Source organism: Streptomyces sp. 17_S59, from assembly GCF_056930295.1.
Map to the genome: position 1 here is coordinate 1,621,496 of NZ_JBXOWD010000001.1, position 16,907 is coordinate 1,638,402.

The 16,907-nt window shown below is 71.4% G+C and carries 13 protein-coding genes; 8 read left to right on the forward strand and 5 right to left on the reverse strand.

Features of this window, described 5'->3' with window-relative positions; all coding sequences use genetic code 11:
- Window positions 1-200 precede the first annotated feature (200 nt).
- Window positions 201-1,475, reverse strand: a complete 1,275-nt coding sequence (locus AC1Z4A_RS07040; RefSeq protein ID WP_483676977.1) for an NYN domain-containing protein — start codon at window positions 1,473-1,475, stop codon at window positions 201-203.
- Between the two features lie 258 nt (window positions 1,476-1,733).
- On the opposite strand from AC1Z4A_RS07040, the gene AC1Z4A_RS07045 reads away from it, so the two are divergent.
- Complete coding sequence (locus AC1Z4A_RS07045) at window positions 1,734-1,910, forward strand: hypothetical protein (protein ID WP_483676978.1); 177 nt, start codon at window positions 1,734-1,736, stop codon at window positions 1,908-1,910.
- A gap of 110 nt (window positions 1,911-2,020) precedes the next feature.
- Here AC1Z4A_RS07045 and dnaE read toward each other — a convergent pair whose 3' ends face one another.
- Entirely contained in the window at window positions 2,021-5,572 is a 3,552-nt protein-coding gene (gene dnaE / locus AC1Z4A_RS07050; RefSeq protein ID WP_483676979.1) for a DNA polymerase III subunit alpha, read from the reverse strand.
- Window positions 5,573-5,751: 179 nt separating this feature from the next.
- Here dnaE and AC1Z4A_RS07055 point away from each other — a divergent pair, with 179 nt between their 5' ends.
- The 6 genes from AC1Z4A_RS07055 (at window position 5,752) to AC1Z4A_RS07080 (ending at window position 12,162) form a co-directional block, all read left to right on the forward strand.
- Window positions 5,752-7,098, forward strand: a complete 1,347-nt coding sequence (locus AC1Z4A_RS07055; RefSeq protein WP_483683527.1) for a DUF2252 domain-containing protein — start codon at window positions 5,752-5,754, stop codon at window positions 7,096-7,098.
- A 19-nt stretch (window positions 7,099-7,117) separates the two neighbouring features.
- Complete coding sequence (locus tag AC1Z4A_RS07060) at window positions 7,118-7,771, forward strand: hypothetical protein (RefSeq protein ID WP_483676980.1); 654 nt, start codon at window positions 7,118-7,120, stop codon at window positions 7,769-7,771.
- Between the two features lie 43 nt (window positions 7,772-7,814).
- A complete protein-coding gene (locus tag AC1Z4A_RS07065; protein ID WP_483676981.1) occupies window positions 7,815-8,657 on the forward strand; it encodes a thioredoxin domain-containing protein in 843 nt (280 codons plus the stop codon).
- A gap of 95 nt (window positions 8,658-8,752) precedes the next feature.
- Window positions 8,753-9,442 carry a hypothetical protein gene (locus AC1Z4A_RS07070; protein ID WP_483676982.1) on the forward strand — a complete coding sequence of 230 codons (690 nt, stop codon included), beginning with the start codon at window positions 8,753-8,755 and terminating at the stop codon, window positions 9,440-9,442.
- Between the two features lie 58 nt (window positions 9,443-9,500).
- A complete protein-coding gene (locus AC1Z4A_RS07075) occupies window positions 9,501-10,358 on the forward strand; it encodes a thioredoxin domain-containing protein (protein WP_483676983.1) in 858 nt (285 codons plus the stop codon).
- A gap of 121 nt (window positions 10,359-10,479) precedes the next feature.
- Window positions 10,480-12,162: an alkaline phosphatase D family protein gene (locus tag AC1Z4A_RS07080; protein ID WP_483676984.1), complete on the forward strand. Its 1,683-nt coding sequence runs from the start codon at window positions 10,480-10,482 to the stop codon at window positions 12,160-12,162.
- 292 nt (window positions 12,163-12,454) lie between these two features.
- Here AC1Z4A_RS07080 and AC1Z4A_RS07085 read toward each other — a convergent pair whose 3' ends face one another.
- Window positions 12,455-13,045, reverse strand: a complete 591-nt coding sequence (locus AC1Z4A_RS07085) for a dienelactone hydrolase family protein (protein ID WP_483676985.1) — start codon at window positions 13,043-13,045, stop codon at window positions 12,455-12,457.
- A 97-nt stretch (window positions 13,046-13,142) separates the two neighbouring features.
- Between AC1Z4A_RS07085 and AC1Z4A_RS07090 the strand changes: the two genes are divergently transcribed.
- Window positions 13,143-14,222: a mechanosensitive ion channel family protein gene (locus tag AC1Z4A_RS07090; RefSeq protein ID WP_483676986.1), complete on the forward strand. Its 1,080-nt coding sequence runs from the start codon at window positions 13,143-13,145 to the stop codon at window positions 14,220-14,222.
- Between the two features lie 27 nt (window positions 14,223-14,249).
- Here AC1Z4A_RS07090 and AC1Z4A_RS07095 read toward each other — a convergent pair whose 3' ends face one another.
- Window positions 14,250-15,842, reverse strand: coding sequence for a Na+/H+ antiporter (locus AC1Z4A_RS07095; RefSeq protein WP_483676987.1), 1,593 nt, complete (start codon window positions 15,840-15,842; stop codon window positions 14,250-14,252).
- 92 nt (window positions 15,843-15,934) lie between these two features.
- On the reverse strand, window positions 15,935-16,876 hold the full coding sequence (locus tag AC1Z4A_RS07100) for an RluA family pseudouridine synthase (protein WP_483676988.1): 942 nt from the start codon (window positions 16,874-16,876) through the stop codon (window positions 15,935-15,937).
- Between the last annotated feature and the right edge of the window lie 31 nt (window positions 16,877-16,907).

A 16,907-nucleotide genomic window follows, 5' to 3' on the forward strand; every position in this document is an offset into this window, starting at 1 on the left:
GGGCTGCCCGGCGGGGGTTGCTCGCCGTCGCGGCGGGGTGGGATCCCCCCGGGGTCCGGGGCGTGAGCCCCGGGAAACTGGGGGCACCTCCCAGCGGTGGCTGGGGGAGAAAGGGCGGGACCGGGGCCTCACCACCGCCGCGACGGCGATCAGCCACCGGCTGCGTGCCCGGCGGTGCCGAACCGCCCTCGGTCGACGCCTCAGTCCCCCGCCTGCGTGTGCTCCGCCGCCGTCCGCGCATCGATCTCGCGCCAGAAGCCCGCCCGGATCGCATAGCGGTCGTGCTCGTCGATCTGGTCGTCCTTGTGCGCAAGGAGGCCGAAGCGCGCGGCGTAGCGGAGCAGCTCTCCGTCGATGCGGTGCGGAATGCGCGGGTACTCGGTCGAGAGGTGCTGGAGGTGGACGGAGTCGGTGATGCGCTCCGCCCAGCGGCGGGCGAAGACCTGGCCGACCTCGAAGGGGTCGCCGCCGACGGTGGTGATGTCCTCCTCCCGGTCGGCCCAGCGCTGCTCGGCGTTGGTGAGCTGGGCGAGCATGGGCAGGCAGGCCGTCTCGGGGGGCTCGCCGAGGCCGTTTCCGGGGCGCTCGACCCAGCCCTTGTCGGAGGACCAGCGGAGGGTGGCGTTGGGGCTGCCCGCGGGCATGCCCTGCCCGCCGCCGTTGCGGTCCTGGAGCGCGGCGGGGCCGCGGCCGAGGCCGGCGAGGTCCTTGGGGGTGGGGACGCCCCGGGGGGCGGGGGTGTCGGGGCCGCGCTCGGGGGCGGTGACGGAGGCGGCGGGCGCGGGGCGGGTGCCGTTGCGCTCGGCGGAGGCGGTGTCGGAGGGGCAGCTCGAGGCGGTGGCGGCGGCCGTCTCGGGCAGCGGTGCGGAGAGGATGGCGGCGATCTCGGGGCGGGGGGCGGGCTGGGGGGCGCAGGAGCCGTTGAGTTCCTTGGCCCGCACCGCGCGGGTGATCCAGGTGCGGTCGAGGACGCGCCGCTCGTCGGCCTCGGCGACGAGGTCCTCGGACTGGTTGTAGTCGCCGTCGGCGGCCTGGACGGCCCAGAGGTGGACGGCGACGCCGTGTTCCTTGGCCGACATCAGGCCGGGCAGCAGGTCGCCGTCGCCGGTGACGAGCACGATGTCGGAGCAGGCCCGGTTGCGGGCGAGTTCCGTCAGCTCCGCGTGCATGGCGGCGTCGACGCCCTTCTGGGCCCAGCGGCCGTCGCTGCGGGTGAGGGCGCCCAGCCGGACGGTGACCCGCGGCATCACGCGGAGCCTGCGGTGCTCGGGCTGGGGCACCCGGTCGGGGGCGCCGTCGAACCAGTAGATGCGGAGCAGGTCCCGCTGGGTCTCGGCCTCGGCCCTCTCGCGCAGCCCCTGGATGAGGGTCGCGTGGTCGACCGTGATGCGGGAGCGGGCGGGCTCGCCGGCCAACAGGCTCGCGGCGGCGCCCAGCAGATAGCCGGCGTCCACCAGGACGACGCAGCGGTCCACGTTCCACCCTCTTTCCATCGGTTCGGACGTGCGGTCGCCCCCCGGCACTGCCGTGCCCCGGATTCCTTGGCTTTTCCCAGGAGTCTGCCCGACCACGCGGGGGTTATCAGTCCGAACTGGATCTTCGGCGTGGCGGATACGGGCGGACGGCGACAAGTACCCCTGTCACCGACGGTAATTACCCGAAATGCGCCGTTCATCCGTACGTGCAAGGGTGATCGATGGGGGGCGTCACCCCGATTCCGGAGGCACAGCAGTATGGCCAAGAACAAGAAGCAGGACCGGAGCCAGCCGCAGAAGTCCAGCGCGGCCGAGCGCGGTCAGCAGCAGGCCCAGAAGTCCTCGATCGAGTCCCAGTCCGAGCATCGCGCGACGCAGGTCACGCCGGCCGACATGGCTCGCAAGGGCAAGCAGAAGCGGTTCGGCCACAACTGACCGGCGCTTCGATGCGTTTGAGGGCGCGCCCGCTGCCGGCGGGCGCGCCCTCATCCATATGTAGTCGCTCGGATCCTCCCTGCGCCGTCCTGCGCCGTCCTGCGCCGTCCTCAGCCGGCCAGGCAGGAGGGGCCGAGCAGCTGCTTGAGGTCGCCGAAGAGCGCCGGGTCGGGGGTGACCCGGTGGCGGTCCAGGCGCAGCAGGGTGGTCTTGCGGGCGCCCTGGAGCTTGATCCGGACCTCGGTGGAGCCCTTGTGGTGGGTGAGCACCTGGCCGAGCTTCTCCACCAGCGGCGGGGTGACCTTCACCGTGGGGATGGTGATGACCACGGGTGCGTTGGCGCCCGCGTTGGACAGGTCGGGGACCATCAGCTCCATGGCGACCAGCCGCGGGATGTCCTCGCGCTTGTCGAGGCGGCCCTTGACGAAGACGACGGCGTCCTCGACGAGCTGGGTGGAGACCAGCTGGTAGGTGGCGGGGAAGAACATGCAGTCGATGGAGCCGGCCAGGTCCTCGACGGTGGCGATGGCCCAGGCGTTGCCCTGCTTGGTCATCTTGCGCTGGAGGCCGGAGATGATGCCGCCGATGGTGACGATCGCGCCGTCGGCGTGCTCGCCGCCGGTGAGCTGGGAGATGGCGGCGTCGGCCTTGTCGTTCAGGACGTGCTCGATGCCGAAGAGCGGATGGTCGGACACGTACAGGCCGAGCATCTCGCGCTCCTGCGCGAGCAGGTAGGACTTCTCCCACTCGAGGTCGGAGAACTCCACGTCGAGCCCGAAGGCGGGGCCGTCGTCGGCGCTGTCGTCGCCCATGCCGCCGAAGAGGTCGAACTGCCCCTCGGCCTCCTTGCGCTTGACCTGCACCACGTTGTCGATCATCGGTTCGTAGTGCGCGGTGAGGCCCTTGCGGGTGTGGCCCATGGTGTCGAAGGCGCCGGCCTTGATCAGCGATTCGACGGTGCGCTTGTTGCAGACGACGGCCTCGACCTTTTCGAGGAAGTCGGGGAAGGAGGTGTACTTCCCCTTGGACTTGCGGCAGCGGATGATCGAGTCGACCACGTTGGCGCCGACGTTGCGGACGGCGGTGAGGCCGAAGAGGATCACGTCGTCGCCCTGGGCGGCGAAGTTGGCCTCGGACTCGTTGACGTTCGGCGGGAGCACCTTGATGCCCATGCGGCGGCACTCGTTGAGGTAGATCGCCGACTTGTCCTTGTCGTCGCGCACCGAGGTGAGGAGCGCGGCCATGTACTCGGCGGGGTGGTTGGCCTTGAGGTAGGCGGTCCAGTACGAGACGAGGCCGTACGCGGCGGAGTGGGCCTTGTTGAAGGCGTAGCCGGCGAAGGGGACCAGCACGTCCCACAGGGCCTGGATGGCCTCGTCCGAGTAGTTGTTCTTCCGGGCGCCCGCCTGGAAGATCGTGAAGTTCTTCGCCAGCTCCTCGGGCTTCTTCTTGCCCATGACGCGGCGGAGGATGTCGGCCTCGCCGAGCGAGTACCCGGCGATGATCTGGGCGGCCTTCTGCACCTGCTCCTGGTAGACGATCAGGCCGTAGGTGACCGCCAGGACCTCCTCGAGGGGCTTCTCCAGCTCCGGGTGGATCGGAGTGATCTCCTGCTGGCCGTTCTTGCGCAGGGCGTAGTTCGTGTGCGAGTTCATGCCCATCGGGCCCGGGCGGTAGAGCGCGGACACGGCGGAGATGTCTTCGAAGTTGTCGGGCTTCATCAGCCGCAGCAGGGACCGCATGGGCCCGCCGTCGAACTGGAAGACGCCGAGGGTGTCGCCGCGCTGGAGCAGCTCGAAGGTCGTGGGGTCGTCGAGCGGGAGGGCCAGGAGGTCGATGTCGATCCCCTTGTTGGCCTTCACCATCTTGACGGCGTCGTCCATGATCGTGAGGTTGCGCAGGCCCAGGAAGTCCATCTTCAGCAGGCCGAGCGACTCACAGCTCGGGTAGTCCCACTGGGTGATCGTCACGCCGTCGGTGTGCCGGACCCAGACGGGGACGTGGTCGGTGATGGTCTCGCTGGACATGATCACACCGGCGGCGTGCACACCCATCTGCCGGACCAGGCCCTCGACGCCGCGCGCGGTGTCGATGACCTTCTTCACGTCCGGCTCGTTCTCGTACATCCCGCGGACCTCGCCCGCCTCGCTGTAGCGCGGGTGGTTCGGGTCGGTGATGCCGGAGAGCGGGATGCCCTTGCCGAGGACGTCGGCGGGCATGGCCTTGGTGATGCGGTCGCCCATGGCGTACGGGTAGCCGAGGACGCGGGCGGAGTCCTTGATCGCGTTCTTGGCCTTGATGGTGCCGTAGGTGCCGATCATGGCGACCTTGTCGGCGCCGTACTTCTCCGTGACGTACCTGATCACCTCGGCGCGCCGGCGCTCGTCGAAGTCGATGTCGACATCGGGCATCGAGATGCGCTCGGGGTTGAGGAAGCGCTCGAAGATCAGGCCGTGCGGGATGGGGTCGAGGTCGGTGATGCCCATCGCGTAGGCGACGATCGAGCCGGCCGCGGAGCCCCGGCCGGGGCCGACGGCGATGCCCTGCTTCTTGGCCCACATGATGAAGTCGGCGACCACGAGGAAGTAGCCGGGGAAGCCCATCGAGATGATGGTGTCCATCTCGTACTCGACCTGGCGCATCCGGTCCTCGGGGATGCCGCCGGGGAAGCGGCGGGCCATGCCGCGCATGGTCTCCTCGCGGAACCAGGTGACCTCGGTGTAGCCCTCGGGGATGTCGAACTTGGGCATGAGGTTCCTGGCCGTGAACATGCCCTCGGTGTCGATCTGCTCCGCGACCAGGCGGGTGTTCGCGCAGCCCTGCTGCCAGGCGTCCGAGGAGTCGATGGCGTACATCTCCTCCGTGGACTTCAGGTAGTAGCCCGAGCCGTCGAACTTGAAGCGGTCCGGGTCGGAGAGGTTCTTGCCGGTCTGGATGCAGAGCAGGGCGTCGTGGGCCTCGGCCTCGTGCGCGTAGGTGTAGTGGGAGTCGTTGGTGACCAGCGGCGGGATGCCGAGCTTCTTGCCGATCTCCAGCAGGCCGTCGCGGACGCGGCGCTCGATCTCGATGCCGTGGTCCATCAGCTCCAGGAAGTAGCGGCCCTCGCCGAAGATGTCCTTGTAGTCGCTGGCGGCCTGGATGGCCTCGTCGAACTGGCCGAGGCGGAGCCGGGTCTGCACCTCGCCCGAGGGGCAGCCGGTGGAGGCGATCAGGCCCTCGGACCACTGGGCGATGGTCTCCTTGTCCATCCGGGGCCACTTGGTCAGCCAGCCCTCGGCGTAGGCGTCGGAGGACAGCCGGAAGAGGTTGTGGAGGCCCGTGACGTCGGCCGCCCAGATCGTCTTGTGGGTGTAACCACCGGAGCCGGAGACGTCGTCGCGCTTCTGGTGCGGCTGGCCCCACTGGATGCGCCGCTTGTTGCGCCGCGACTCAGGGGCGACGTACGCCTCGATGCCGATGATCGGCGTGATCTCGGCCTTCTTCGCCTGGTGGAAGAAGTCGTACGCACCGTGGAGGTTGCCGTGGTCGGACATGGCGATGTGTGTCATGCCCATGTCCTTGCAGGCGGCGAACATGTCCTTGAGCCGCGCGGCACCGTCCAGCAGCGAGTACTGCGTGTGCACGTGCAGGTGCGTGAACGGCGTCTTGGACGAGGCGGTCACGGTGGGTGTCCTCCGGGGGGCGGTCGACGGTCTCGGGGCAGTTTTGAAGGTTACCGGCCCCCACCGACAGCCGCGGGCACGCCTGGGTAGCCTCACGCGTTGAGGACGGCAGCACAGACGTTCGCCCCGTGACCCTCCCCCAGCCCACCGCTGGGGGTGCCCCCAAGGAGGACCCCGCGATGGCCACCGAGCACGACCTGGCCGCACAGCGCGGCGAGGAGATCCTCGCCGTATTCGACTCCGCCTTCGGCGAGCTGCTCGCGGCCGACCCCGCGGCCTTCCGGGTCAAGTTCCGGAAGATGGCCGCCTCCGCCTTCGCCTTCTACCGGGGCACCGCCTGCCTCTTCTACGCGGATCTCGCGCACGAGCGCGAGGCCGGCCCGTACCTGGACGAGCGGACGAGCCGGGTGTGGATCCACGGCGACCTGCACGCCGAGAACTTCGGCACGTACATGGACGCCAACGGCCGCCTGGTCTTCAACGTCAACGACTTCGACGAGGCGTACGTCGGCCCCTTCACCTGGGACCTCAAGCGCTTCGCCGCCTCCGTCGCGCTCCTCGGCCACGCCAAGGCGCTCAGCGACGAGAAGATCGGCGAGCTGGTGCGCATCTACGCCGCCTCCTACCGCGAGCGCATCCACGCCCTGGCCACCGGCGCCAAGGGCCCCGATTTCAGCGAACTGCCGCCCTTCACCCTGGACACCGCCGACGGCCCGCTGCTCGACGCCCTGCGCGAGGCCCGCTCGATGACCCGCTTCGGGCTGCTCGCCACGATGACCGAGATCCGCGACTTCGACCGGCGCTTCCTGTCCGGCGAGGGCACCGTCGAGCTGGACGCGGCCACCCGCTACAAGATCCTCGCGGCCTTCGACGGCTACCTGGAGACCCTCCCCGACACCAGCCTGGCCCGCCCGGACTCCTACCGCGTCAAGGACGTCGTCGGCCGCCGGGGCGTCGGCATCGGCAGCGCCGGGCTGCCCTCGTACAACATCCTCCTGGAGGGCAACAGCGACGCCCTGGAGAACGACGTCGTCATCTACATGAAGCAGGCGCAGACCCCGGCGGTCTCCCGGCACATCACCGACCCCTCGGTGCGCCAGTACTTCCAGCACGAGGGCCACCGCACGGTGATCTCCCAGCGCGCCCTCCAGGCGCACGCCGACCCGTGGCTGGGCTGGACGGAGATCCAGGAGGGGGGCCGGAGCTACGGGCAGCTGGTCGCCGAGGTCTCGCCGTACGCCGTCGACCTGGACTGGTCCGACATCGACGACCCGGCGGAGATCGCCGCCGTGGTGGCCGACCTGGGCCGGGCCACCGCCACCATGCACGCCGCCGCCGACGACCAGAGCGGCCACTCGCTGGTGCCGTTCTCCACCGAGCGGGCCATCGACGCCGTCATCGCCGCCGACGAGAAGGGCTTCCCGGAGCTGCTGGTGGACTTCGCCCACACCTACGGCGCCCGGGCCCGCGCGGACCACCAGATCTTCGTGGACCTCTTCCGGAACGGCCGGATCCCGGGCCTTTAGCCCACCCTCATCACAGGGCATGACAGACTCCTCCCCCATGGACATATCGGCGGCACGGCTGCGGGCACTGCGCGCGGCGCTGTTCACAGCGCTGTGCGTACTGCTGTCCGCCGCCTCCCACGTGCTGCTGTCCGGCCGGGCCCTGCCCCTGACGACCGTCGCCGCCGTCTCCGCCGCCGTCTTCGCCCTGGCCTACGCCCTGGCGGGCGGCGAGCGCGGCTACTGGCGCATCGCCGGGCTGCTCGTCCCGCTCCAGCTGGCCGCCTGCGTGCTCTTCACCGCCGGGCAGGACACCTGCTACGGCTCCGGCGGCCGGGCCGCCCCCGGGGCGTTCACCTGGCTGTGCAGCGGCAGCATGGGGCGGCCCCTGACGGGCGTCGCGGCCCCGGGCACCGCGCCCTGGCTGCTGCTCGCCGCCCACCTCTCCGTCGGCCTGCTGGCCGCCGCCTGGCTGCGGCGCGGCGAGGCGGCCCTGGGCGGGCTGCTGCGCGCCGCCGCGGCCGCGGCCTTCCGGCCGCTGCTGCTCGCCGCCGCCACGCTCGCGGCGACGGCCTGGCTCCGGGACGGAAGGGTCGTCCGGGCCCTGCGCACCGCGTGCGCGCCCTGGCCGCGACCGCTGCTGCTGCACTCCGTGGTGCGGCGCGGGCCACCCCTCGGCCCCGCACTCGGCTGAACGGAACCACCCGCACCACCAAGCACCACGGAGAAGCACCACCATGAGCAACCGCAACAACTGGGACAACAAGCAGTCCGCCCGCGAGCGGCTGCGCGCCGAGCGCGAGCGGCAGCAGAAGAAGGCGAAGGCCCGCCGCCAGCTGGTCGTCGGCGCGGCGGTCGTCGCGGCCCTCGCGGTCGTCGGCGGCATCGCCGTGGCCGCCACCCAGCTGGGCGGCAAGAAGGAGTCGGGCGCGAGCGCGGCCTGGAAGGCCGCCGCCGACAAGACCCTCGTCAAGCCCGCCAACACCGGTGGCGACAACGGCACCGAGATCGTCATCGGCAAGCAGGACGCCCAGCACACCCTGGAGATCTACCAGGACATGCGCTGCCCCATCTGCTCGATGTTCGAGCAGAACGTCGGCGGGACGATCGACAAGGACCTCAAGGACGGCAAGTACAAGGCCTCGTACCGCATCGGCACCTTCATCGACCGCAACCCGGCGATCGCCGGCACCGGCTCGAAGAACGCGCTGAGCGCCCTCGGCGCGGCCCTGAACGTGAGCCCCGAGGCCTTCTCCGCGTACAACAAGGCCCTCTACGCCAAGGCGAACCACCCCGACGAGACCAAGGACACCTTCGCCAAGGACGACGTCCTCCTGAAGGTCGCCGAGCAGGTCCCGGCGCTGAAGGGCAACGCCGAGTTCGAGAAGAACGTCAAGGAGGGCACCTTCGACAAGTGGGCGCTGGAGGTGTCCGACAAGTTCGACAGCGCCAAGGACGTCACCGGAACGCCCACTCTCAAGCTCGACGGCAAGAAGGTCACCGTCCAGACCGCCAACGGCCCGGGCGTCCCGATGACCAACGAGCAGCTCAATTCGGCCATCGACGGAATGCTGAAGTAACCGGAACCACCTGCGCATTCGCACCCCGCTCCCGTCCCCCGCCGATACCGAAACTTGACACGACACCCGACGGCTGCCGTGGCACACTTCGGCTCATGGAGGGGACGGGAGTTCGGTTCAGGGCGGTGCGCGCCGCGCTGTTCACCGCTCTCTGCGTCACCCTGTCCGCCGCCTCCCATGTGCTGCTCTCCCGGATGCCGCTGCCGGTGTCCACGGTGGCGTCGCTGACGGGGGCGTTCTTCCTGATCTCCTATGCGCTGGCCGGCCGGGAGCGCGGCTTCTGGCCCATCGCCGCGCTGCTCGTGCCGCTGGAGCTGGCCGCCGACACCGTCTTCACCACGGGCCAGCACGCCTGTTACGGCCCGGCCGGCGGCCCCGTCGCGGGCCCGCTGCGGTCCATGGGCGTCGACCTGGTCTGCGGGGGCGGCGACTTCGGCACCCCGCTGGCCCGGATGGCCGCCCAGGGCGACACCGGGAACCTGCTGAGCGGCCTCCCGGACAGCTCCGCGGTCCCGTGGCTGCTGCTCGCCGCGCACGTGGCGGTCGGCCTGCTGGCCGCCGCCTGGCTGCGGCGCGGCGAGGTGGCGCTGGTCCGCCTGCTGCGCGCGGCGGCCTCGCTGGCCTTCCGGCCGCTGCTGCTGGCCGTCGCGGTGCTCGCCGCGTACGCCCGCCCGGCCCGTGCGCCCGTACGACCGGTGCGGGATCCCCTTCCGGCCCGAGCGCTCCCCCTGCTCGTCCACTCCGTCGTGCGGCGGGGACCGCCGCCGTGCCCGGCAGGCGCCTGAGCGCCCCGAGCACGGCGAACGGTTCCCCTCCACGTATCGAGCATGCGGAGAAGACGTCATGAGCACGCGCAACAACCAGCAGAACAAGGCCGCCGCGCGCGAGCGGCTGCGCGCCGAGCGCGAACGGCAGGCGAAGAAGGACAAGACCCGTCGCCAGCTGATGGTCGGCGGTGCGGTCGTGGTCGTCCTCGGTGCCGCCGTCGGCATCGGCATGGCCGTCGCCAACGCGACGAACGGCGGCAAGAACACGAAGGTCAGCAGCGAGGACTGGGATGCGGCCGCCAAGAAGACGGCCTTCAAGGCCCCCGCCAACACCACCGGGGACCAGGGCACCACGGTCGTCATCGGCAAGCAGGACGCCAAGAACACCCTCGAGGTCTTCGAGGACATGCGCTGCCCGGTCTGCTCCGAGTTCGAGCAGGCCGCGGGCGACACCGTGCTGAAGGACGTCAAGGACGGCAAGTACAAGGCCCAGTACAAGATGGGCACCTTCCTCGACCGCAACCCCATGATCAAGGGCTCGGGTTCGAAGAACGCGCTGAGCGCGCTGGGTGCGGCGCTCAACGTCGGCCCCGATGCCTTCCTGGAGTACAAGAAGGCGCTGTTCGCCAAGAAGAACCACCCCGACGAGCAGGACGACGCCTTCTCCGACGACGAGAAGCTGATCGACATCGCCCAGCAGGTCCCGGCCCTGAAGGGCAACTCCGCCTTCGACAAGGACGTCAAGGACGGCACCTACGACAAGTGGGCGCTGGCGATGTCCGACGCCTTCGACAAGGTCGTGGGCCAGGGCAAGGACATCCAGGGCACGCCGGGCTTCAAGCTGGACGGCAAGGTGCTCGGTGACGAGCAGGGCCGGTCGCCCAGGACCGCGGACCAGTTCACCGCCCTGGTGGACCAGGCGCTCAAGAAGTAAACCCGAGCGGCGGCTGTTGCCTGCAGTGACGTGACGGACGGGCGAACTCCTGAAGTCCTCTTGGAGTTGCGCCCGTCCGTGGCCTTACCGCTGGTTCTACCGGGCAGTAAAGTGACAGCCCGTGACCTCCCACGACATCACCCGAATATCCCGGCGCACCGCGGTCACGGCCGCCGCAGCCACCGCGACCGCCGCTCTGCTGCCCTCGGCCCCGGCCGCCGCAGCCGCGACGGCGCCCGCCGCCGACTCCGCTCCCCCGGCGCCGGGTTCCGGTTCCGGCCCCGCCTTCCTGCACGGCGTCGCCTCCGGCGACCCGCTGCCCGACGGCATCCTGCTGTGGACCCGGGTCACCCCGGTCCCCGAGGCCGTCCCCGGCTCCGGGCTCGGGCCGGACACCGAACTCGGCTGGGAGCTGGCCGAGGACAGCGGCTTCGCCCGCGTCGTCGCCCGCGGCACGGCCCGGGCGACGGCCGCCGCCGACCACACCGTCAAGGCCGACGTGCGCGGACTGCGGCCCGCCACCGCCTACTTCTTCCGCTTCGCCGCCGGCGGCGTCACCTCCCCCGTCGGCCGCACCCGCACCGCCCCCGCCCACGACGCGGCCGTGCCGGGCGTCCGCTTCGGCGTGGTGTCCTGCGCCAACTGGGAGTCGGGCTGGTTCTCGACGTACCGTCACCTCGCCGACCGGCGCGACCTGGACGCGGTGTTCCACCTCGGCGACTACATCTACGAGTACAAGTCCGGCGAGTACCCCGCCGCCAAGTACGTCGTGCGGCAGCACGCCCCCACGCACGAGATCCTCACCCTCGCCGACTACCGCATCCGGCACGGCCACTACAAGACGGACCCGGACCTCCAGACCCTGCACCGGACGCACCCGACCGTCGCCATCTGGGACGACCACGAGTTCGCCAACGACTCCTGGTCGGGCGGCGCCGAGAACCACACCCCCGGTGCCGAAGGCGACTGGTCGGTGCGCATGGCCGCCGCCAAGCAGGCCTACTTCGAGTGGATGCCGGTGCGCCCCTCCATCGAGGGCACCACCTACCGGCGGCTGCGCTTCGGCAAGCTCGCCGACCTGCACCTGCTGGACCTGCGGTCGTTCCGCTCCCAGCAGGTCAAGCCCGGCAGCGGCAAGGTGGACGACCCCGACCGCACCATCACCGGCCGGGTGCAGCTGGACTGGCTCAAGGACGGGCTGGCGGGCTCGGACACCACGTGGCGGCTGGTCGGCAACTCCGTGATGATCTCCCCGGTGGCCTTCGGCGCGCTGCCCGCGCACATCCTGGAGCCGCTGGCGAAGATGCTGGGGCTGCCGGCGGGCGGCATCGCGGTCAACACCGACCAGTGGGACGGCTACACGGACGACCGGCGCGAGCTGATCGCCCACCTCGTGGACCGCGGCATCCGCAACACGGTCTTCCTGACCGGTGACATCCACATGGCGTGGGCCAACGACGTGCCGAAGACGGCGGCGACGTATCCGCTGTCGCCGTCGGTGGCCACGGAGTTCGTGGTCACGTCCGTGACGGCGGACAACCTCGACGACACGCTGCACGTGGCGCCGCACACGGTCTCCCTCGCCGCGGCGGCCGCCCTGCGGGCGTCCAACCGGCACGCGAAGTGGATCGACATGGACTCGCACGGCTACGGCGTCCTCGACGTCACGCCGGAGCGGGCGCAGATGGACTACTACGTTCTGTCGGACAAGCGAGACCCGAAGGCGACGTCGGCGTGGGCACGCTCGTACCGCACGCTGTCGGGAACGCAGCGGCTGGAGCGAGTGGGGGAGCCGGTGCGGTAGGGGTGGCCCTGCGGGGCTTTCCCCACCCCGCCCCTTCCCGGCTGTATCGATGTGCGGCTCCGCCGCGTGGGGGGCTTCGCCCCAGACCCCGGGCCGCGCTTCGCGCGCCGCGCGGCGGAGCCGCACATCGGGCGCAGCCTCAAACGCCGGACGGGCTGAAATTCAGCCCGTCCGGGGGCACCTCCTGGGGGCACCCCCAGCGGTAGCTGGGGGAGTTTGAGGACCGGGGGTCCGGGGGCAGAGCCCCCGGTTGTGGGAAGGGGCGGGGTGGGGAAAAGAAACCCGCCACCAACTACCCGCGCCCGACCTCCTCCAGAAACCCTCCCGCCACCCGCCACGCCGTCTCCGCCGCCTCCGCGTCGTAGTCCGGCAGCTCCGGGTCCGTGAAGAGGTGGCCCGCGCCGTGGTAGCGGTGCACCTCCACGTCCGCCCCGGCCCGCTGCATCCGCAGATACCACGCGTTCAGCCAGTCGTGCGGCTCGAACGGATCCGGATCCGCGACGTGCAGCTGCACCGGCAGCCCGTCCACCGACGCGTCCTCCGCCAGATCCGACGTGCCGTGCAGAAGCAGCAGCCCCCGCGCCTTCTCGTCGTTCAGCGCCAGGTTCTGCGCGATGGACCCGCCGAGGGAGAAGCCCGCGTAGACCAGGCCACGGGCGGACAGCGGCGCGGCGGCCGTCACGGCCCGCCGCAGCAGCTCCTCCCGGCCGATCTCGTCCTTGATCGCCATGCCGTCCTCGACGGTCTCGGCCGTCCGTCCCTCGTAGAGGTCGGGCACGTGCACCTCGTGGCCGGCGGCCCGCAGCCGGTCCGCGGCGGCGTGCACCGCGGGGCGCAGCCCGTAGGCCGAATGGAAAAGGACAATCGTGGTAGGGGACGCCACTGAAGACACTTCCTTACAGCTGGATCGCGTGCCCCCATCGTGCCAGTTACGTTCGGAAGGGGCGCGCACCGGCGGACGCCGGAAGGAGCTGGTGCCCATGGACGTCGTGCTGCGGCCGCTCGCGGTCCTCGGCGGGGCGCTCCTCGTGACCGTCGTGGTCGGCTGGCTCGCCGACCTGGTGGTGCGCCACGTCGCCCGCAGACGCCCGGAGGACCCGCTGTGGGGCCTGCTGCGCCGCTGCCGGATGCCCCTGCGCTTCGTGCTGTGCGCGGCGCTGCTGCGCGCGGGGTACCCCTCCGCGGAGGTGGCGAGCGGCGGCCACGACACGATCCTCGGCCAGGTGCTCACCCTGGCCCTGATCGGGGCCTGCGCCTGGCTGGCCGTACGGCTGGCCACGGCGGTGGTCGAGGCCGGGTACGCCCGCTATGCCGCCGGGGCCCGCGACCCGGCCCGGATGCGCCGGGTGCGGACGCAGGTCACGCTCATCCGGCGGGTCGTCACGGCGGTCGTCGTCGTGGTGGCGGTGGCGGCGATGCTGCTGACCTTCCCCGGCATGCGCACCGTGGGCACCTCGGTGCTGGCCTCGGCCGGTCTGATCGGCGTCGTCGCCGGTGTGGCCGCCCAGCCGACGCTGGGCAACCTCTTCGCGGGGCTCCAGATCGCCTTCGGGGACATGGTGCGCATCGGCGACACGGTCGTGGTCGGCGGCGAGTGGGGCACCATCGAGGAGATCACCCTCACCTATCTGGTCGTCGCCACCTGGGACGAGCGGCGCATCACCATGCCGGTCTCGTACTTCACCGGACGGCCGTTCGAGAACTGGTCGCGCGGCACCCCCCGGATGACGGGCACGGTCTTCCTGCACCTCGACCACTCCGCCCCCCTCGCCCTGCTCCGCGAGCGGCTGCACGACGTCCTCAAGGCGACCCTGGAGTGGGACGGCCGCGCCTGGGGCCTGGTGGTCACCGACACCACCCCCTCCACCATCCAGGTGCGGGCGCTGATGACGGCCAGGAACGCCGACGACATATGGGCCCTGCGCTGCGTGGTCCGCGAGGAGCTGGTGTCCTGGCTGCGCCGGGAGCACCCGTACGCACTCCCCCGCATCAGCACGGCCCCCGCGCCCGGCGCGGCGGACACCGGCCCCGGGACGGAAACGGATACGAAGACGGAATGAGGGGCGGCGCGGAGGGCCCGGCCCGGCTCAGACCCCGCGCAGCGTCCGTTCGTCCAGGTGCCGCAGCACCCTGTCCACCACCTCCGGGTCCGCCCCCGCCTCGCTGCGCGCCGCCAGCACCTCGCGCCGGGCCGCCGACAGCAGCTCGCCCTGGACGCGGTGGAGGGTGCGCAGCCGTTCCAGGCGATGCGCGTGCGCGTCGCGGCGCTCCTCGTCGACCATGTCGGGGCTGATCCGGGCCCCCATGTCGTAGGCGCGGCGGCCGAGCATCTCCATCATGTCCTCGGGCAGGTCCTCCTCCTCGACGATCTCCCACAGGCGGTGCTTGGCCGCCGTCGCCGCGCGGACGGCCAGCTGCCGCTCCAGCTCCCGGGTCGCGTCGGTGTCCACGCGCAGCCCGAGCCACTTGACCAGCCGGGGCAGCGTCAGGCCCTGGAGGACGAGGGTGGCGATGATGACGGCGAAGGCGATGAAGAGGATCTCGCCGCGGGCGGGGAAGGGCGACTTGTCGTGCATGGTCAGGGGGATGGCCAGGGCGAGCGCCACGGAGGCCACGCCCCGCATGCCGGACCACCACATCACCACCGTCTCGCGCCAGCTCATCGGGACGTCCTCGTCGACGTCCCGGCGGTTGTGGAGCTTCCTGGCCAGCCAGGCGGCTGGCAGCAGCCACAGCAGCCGTACGCCCACCACGACGGCGACGACGAGGCCGCCGATGCCCAGCATCGCGCCCCAGCGGCCGGAGGCGGTCGCGACGGCGGTGTGGAGTTCCAGGCCGACGAGGCCGAAGGCGACGCCGGTGACGAGGGTGTCGACGACCTCCCAGAAGGTGTGCCCGGCCAGCCGCCCCAGCACGTCGTCGGCGTCCGTCGCGTATTCGGCGAGGTAGAGCGCGGTGGTCAGCACCGCGAGCACCCCGGAGCCGCGCAGCTCCTCGGCGAGGACGTAGGCGACGAACGGCACCAGCAGGGTGAGCCCGATCTGGAGCGTGGCGTCGCCGAGGACGTCCATCAGCCGCTTGGAGGTCCAGCCGAGCGCGAGCCCCACCACGACGGCCACCACCGCGGACAGCACCAGCTCGCCGACCGCCCTCGGCACCGAGAAGCTGCCGCTGACGGCGGCCGCGATGGCCACGTGGTAGAGCACGATGGCGGTGACGTCGTTGAAGAGCCCCTCGCCCTCCAGGATGGAGACGAGGCGGCGCGGCAGCCCCACCGAGCCCGCGACGGCGGTGGCGGCCACGGGGTCGGGCGGGGCGACGAGCGCGCCCAGCGCCACCGCGGCGGCGACCGAGATGCCGGGCACGATCGCATTGGCGACGGCGGCGACGGCCGCGGTCGTGACGAACACGAGCGCGACCGCCAGCAGGAGGATCGGCCGCAGGTTGGCCGCGAACTGCCGCCAGGAGGTGCGCTGGGCCGTGGCGTAGAGCAGGGGCGGCAGCACCAGCGGGAGGATGAACTCCGGCGGGATCGCGACGTTCGGCACGAACGGCAGCAGCGCGAGGACGATCCCGCCGATCGTCATCAGGACCGGGGGCGGCAGCCCCAGCCGGTCCCCCAGCGGCACGGTGACCAGCGCCCCCAGCAGCAGCACGAACAGCAGGGCGAGCTGGTCCACGGATGCCCTCCGGGCGGGTCGGTGCGGGAGACTGCCGCGGCAGGCTTCCAGCCTGCCTCACCCGCCTCGGGCCCGCCCTCCGGGCCGGCCGGCTACGCGCTCTCGGCGCGCACCTTGTCCAGGGCGTTCTGCAGGTCGTCGGGGTAGGCGCTCTCGAACTCGACCCAGCGGCCGTCCGAGGGGTGCTCGAAGCCGAGCCGCACCGCGTGCAGCCACTGGCGGGTGAGCTTCAGGCGCTTGGCGAGCGTGGGGTCCGCGCCGTACGTCAGGTCGCCGACACAGGGGTGCCGGTGGGCGGACATGTGCACGCGGATCTGGTGGGTGCGGCCCGTCTCCAGCTTGATGTCCAGCAGGCTGGCGGCCCGGAACGCCTCGATGAGGTCGTAGTGGGTCACGGACGGCTTGCCGTCGGCGATGACGGCCCACTTGTAGTCGTGGTTCGGGTGCCGGCCGATGGGGGCGTCGATGGTGCCGCTCATCGGGTCCGGGTGGCCCTGCACCAGCGCGTGGTAGCGCTTGTCGGTGATGCGCTCCCGGAACTGGTGCTTGAGGTGCGAGTAGGCGCGCTCGGACTTGGCGACGACCATCAGGCCGGAGGTGCCGACGTCGAGGCGGTGCACGATGCCCTGGCGCTCGGCCGCGCCCGAGGTGGAGATGCGGTAGCCCGCGGCGGCCAGGCCGCCGATCACGGTGGGGCCCGTCCAGCCGGGGCTGGGGTGGGCGGCCACGCCGACCGGCTTGACGATCACGACGATGTCGTCGTCGTCGTGGACGATCTCCATGCCCTCGACGGGCTCGGCCACGATCTGCACCGGCGCGGGCGGCGCGGGCATCTCGACCTCCAGCCAGGCCCCGCCGGTCACCCGGTCGGATTTCCCGGCCGCGGCCCCGTCCAGCTGTACCTTGCCGGCGGCCGCCAGCTCCGCCGCCTTGGTACGGGAGAAACCGAACATGCGGGCGATCGCGGCATCGACGCGCTCGCCTTCCAGGCCGTCGGGTACGGGAAGGGCGCGGATCTCGGGAATGGTGCTCACCTGTCGAGTATGACGGACGGCTCCGGCGGGC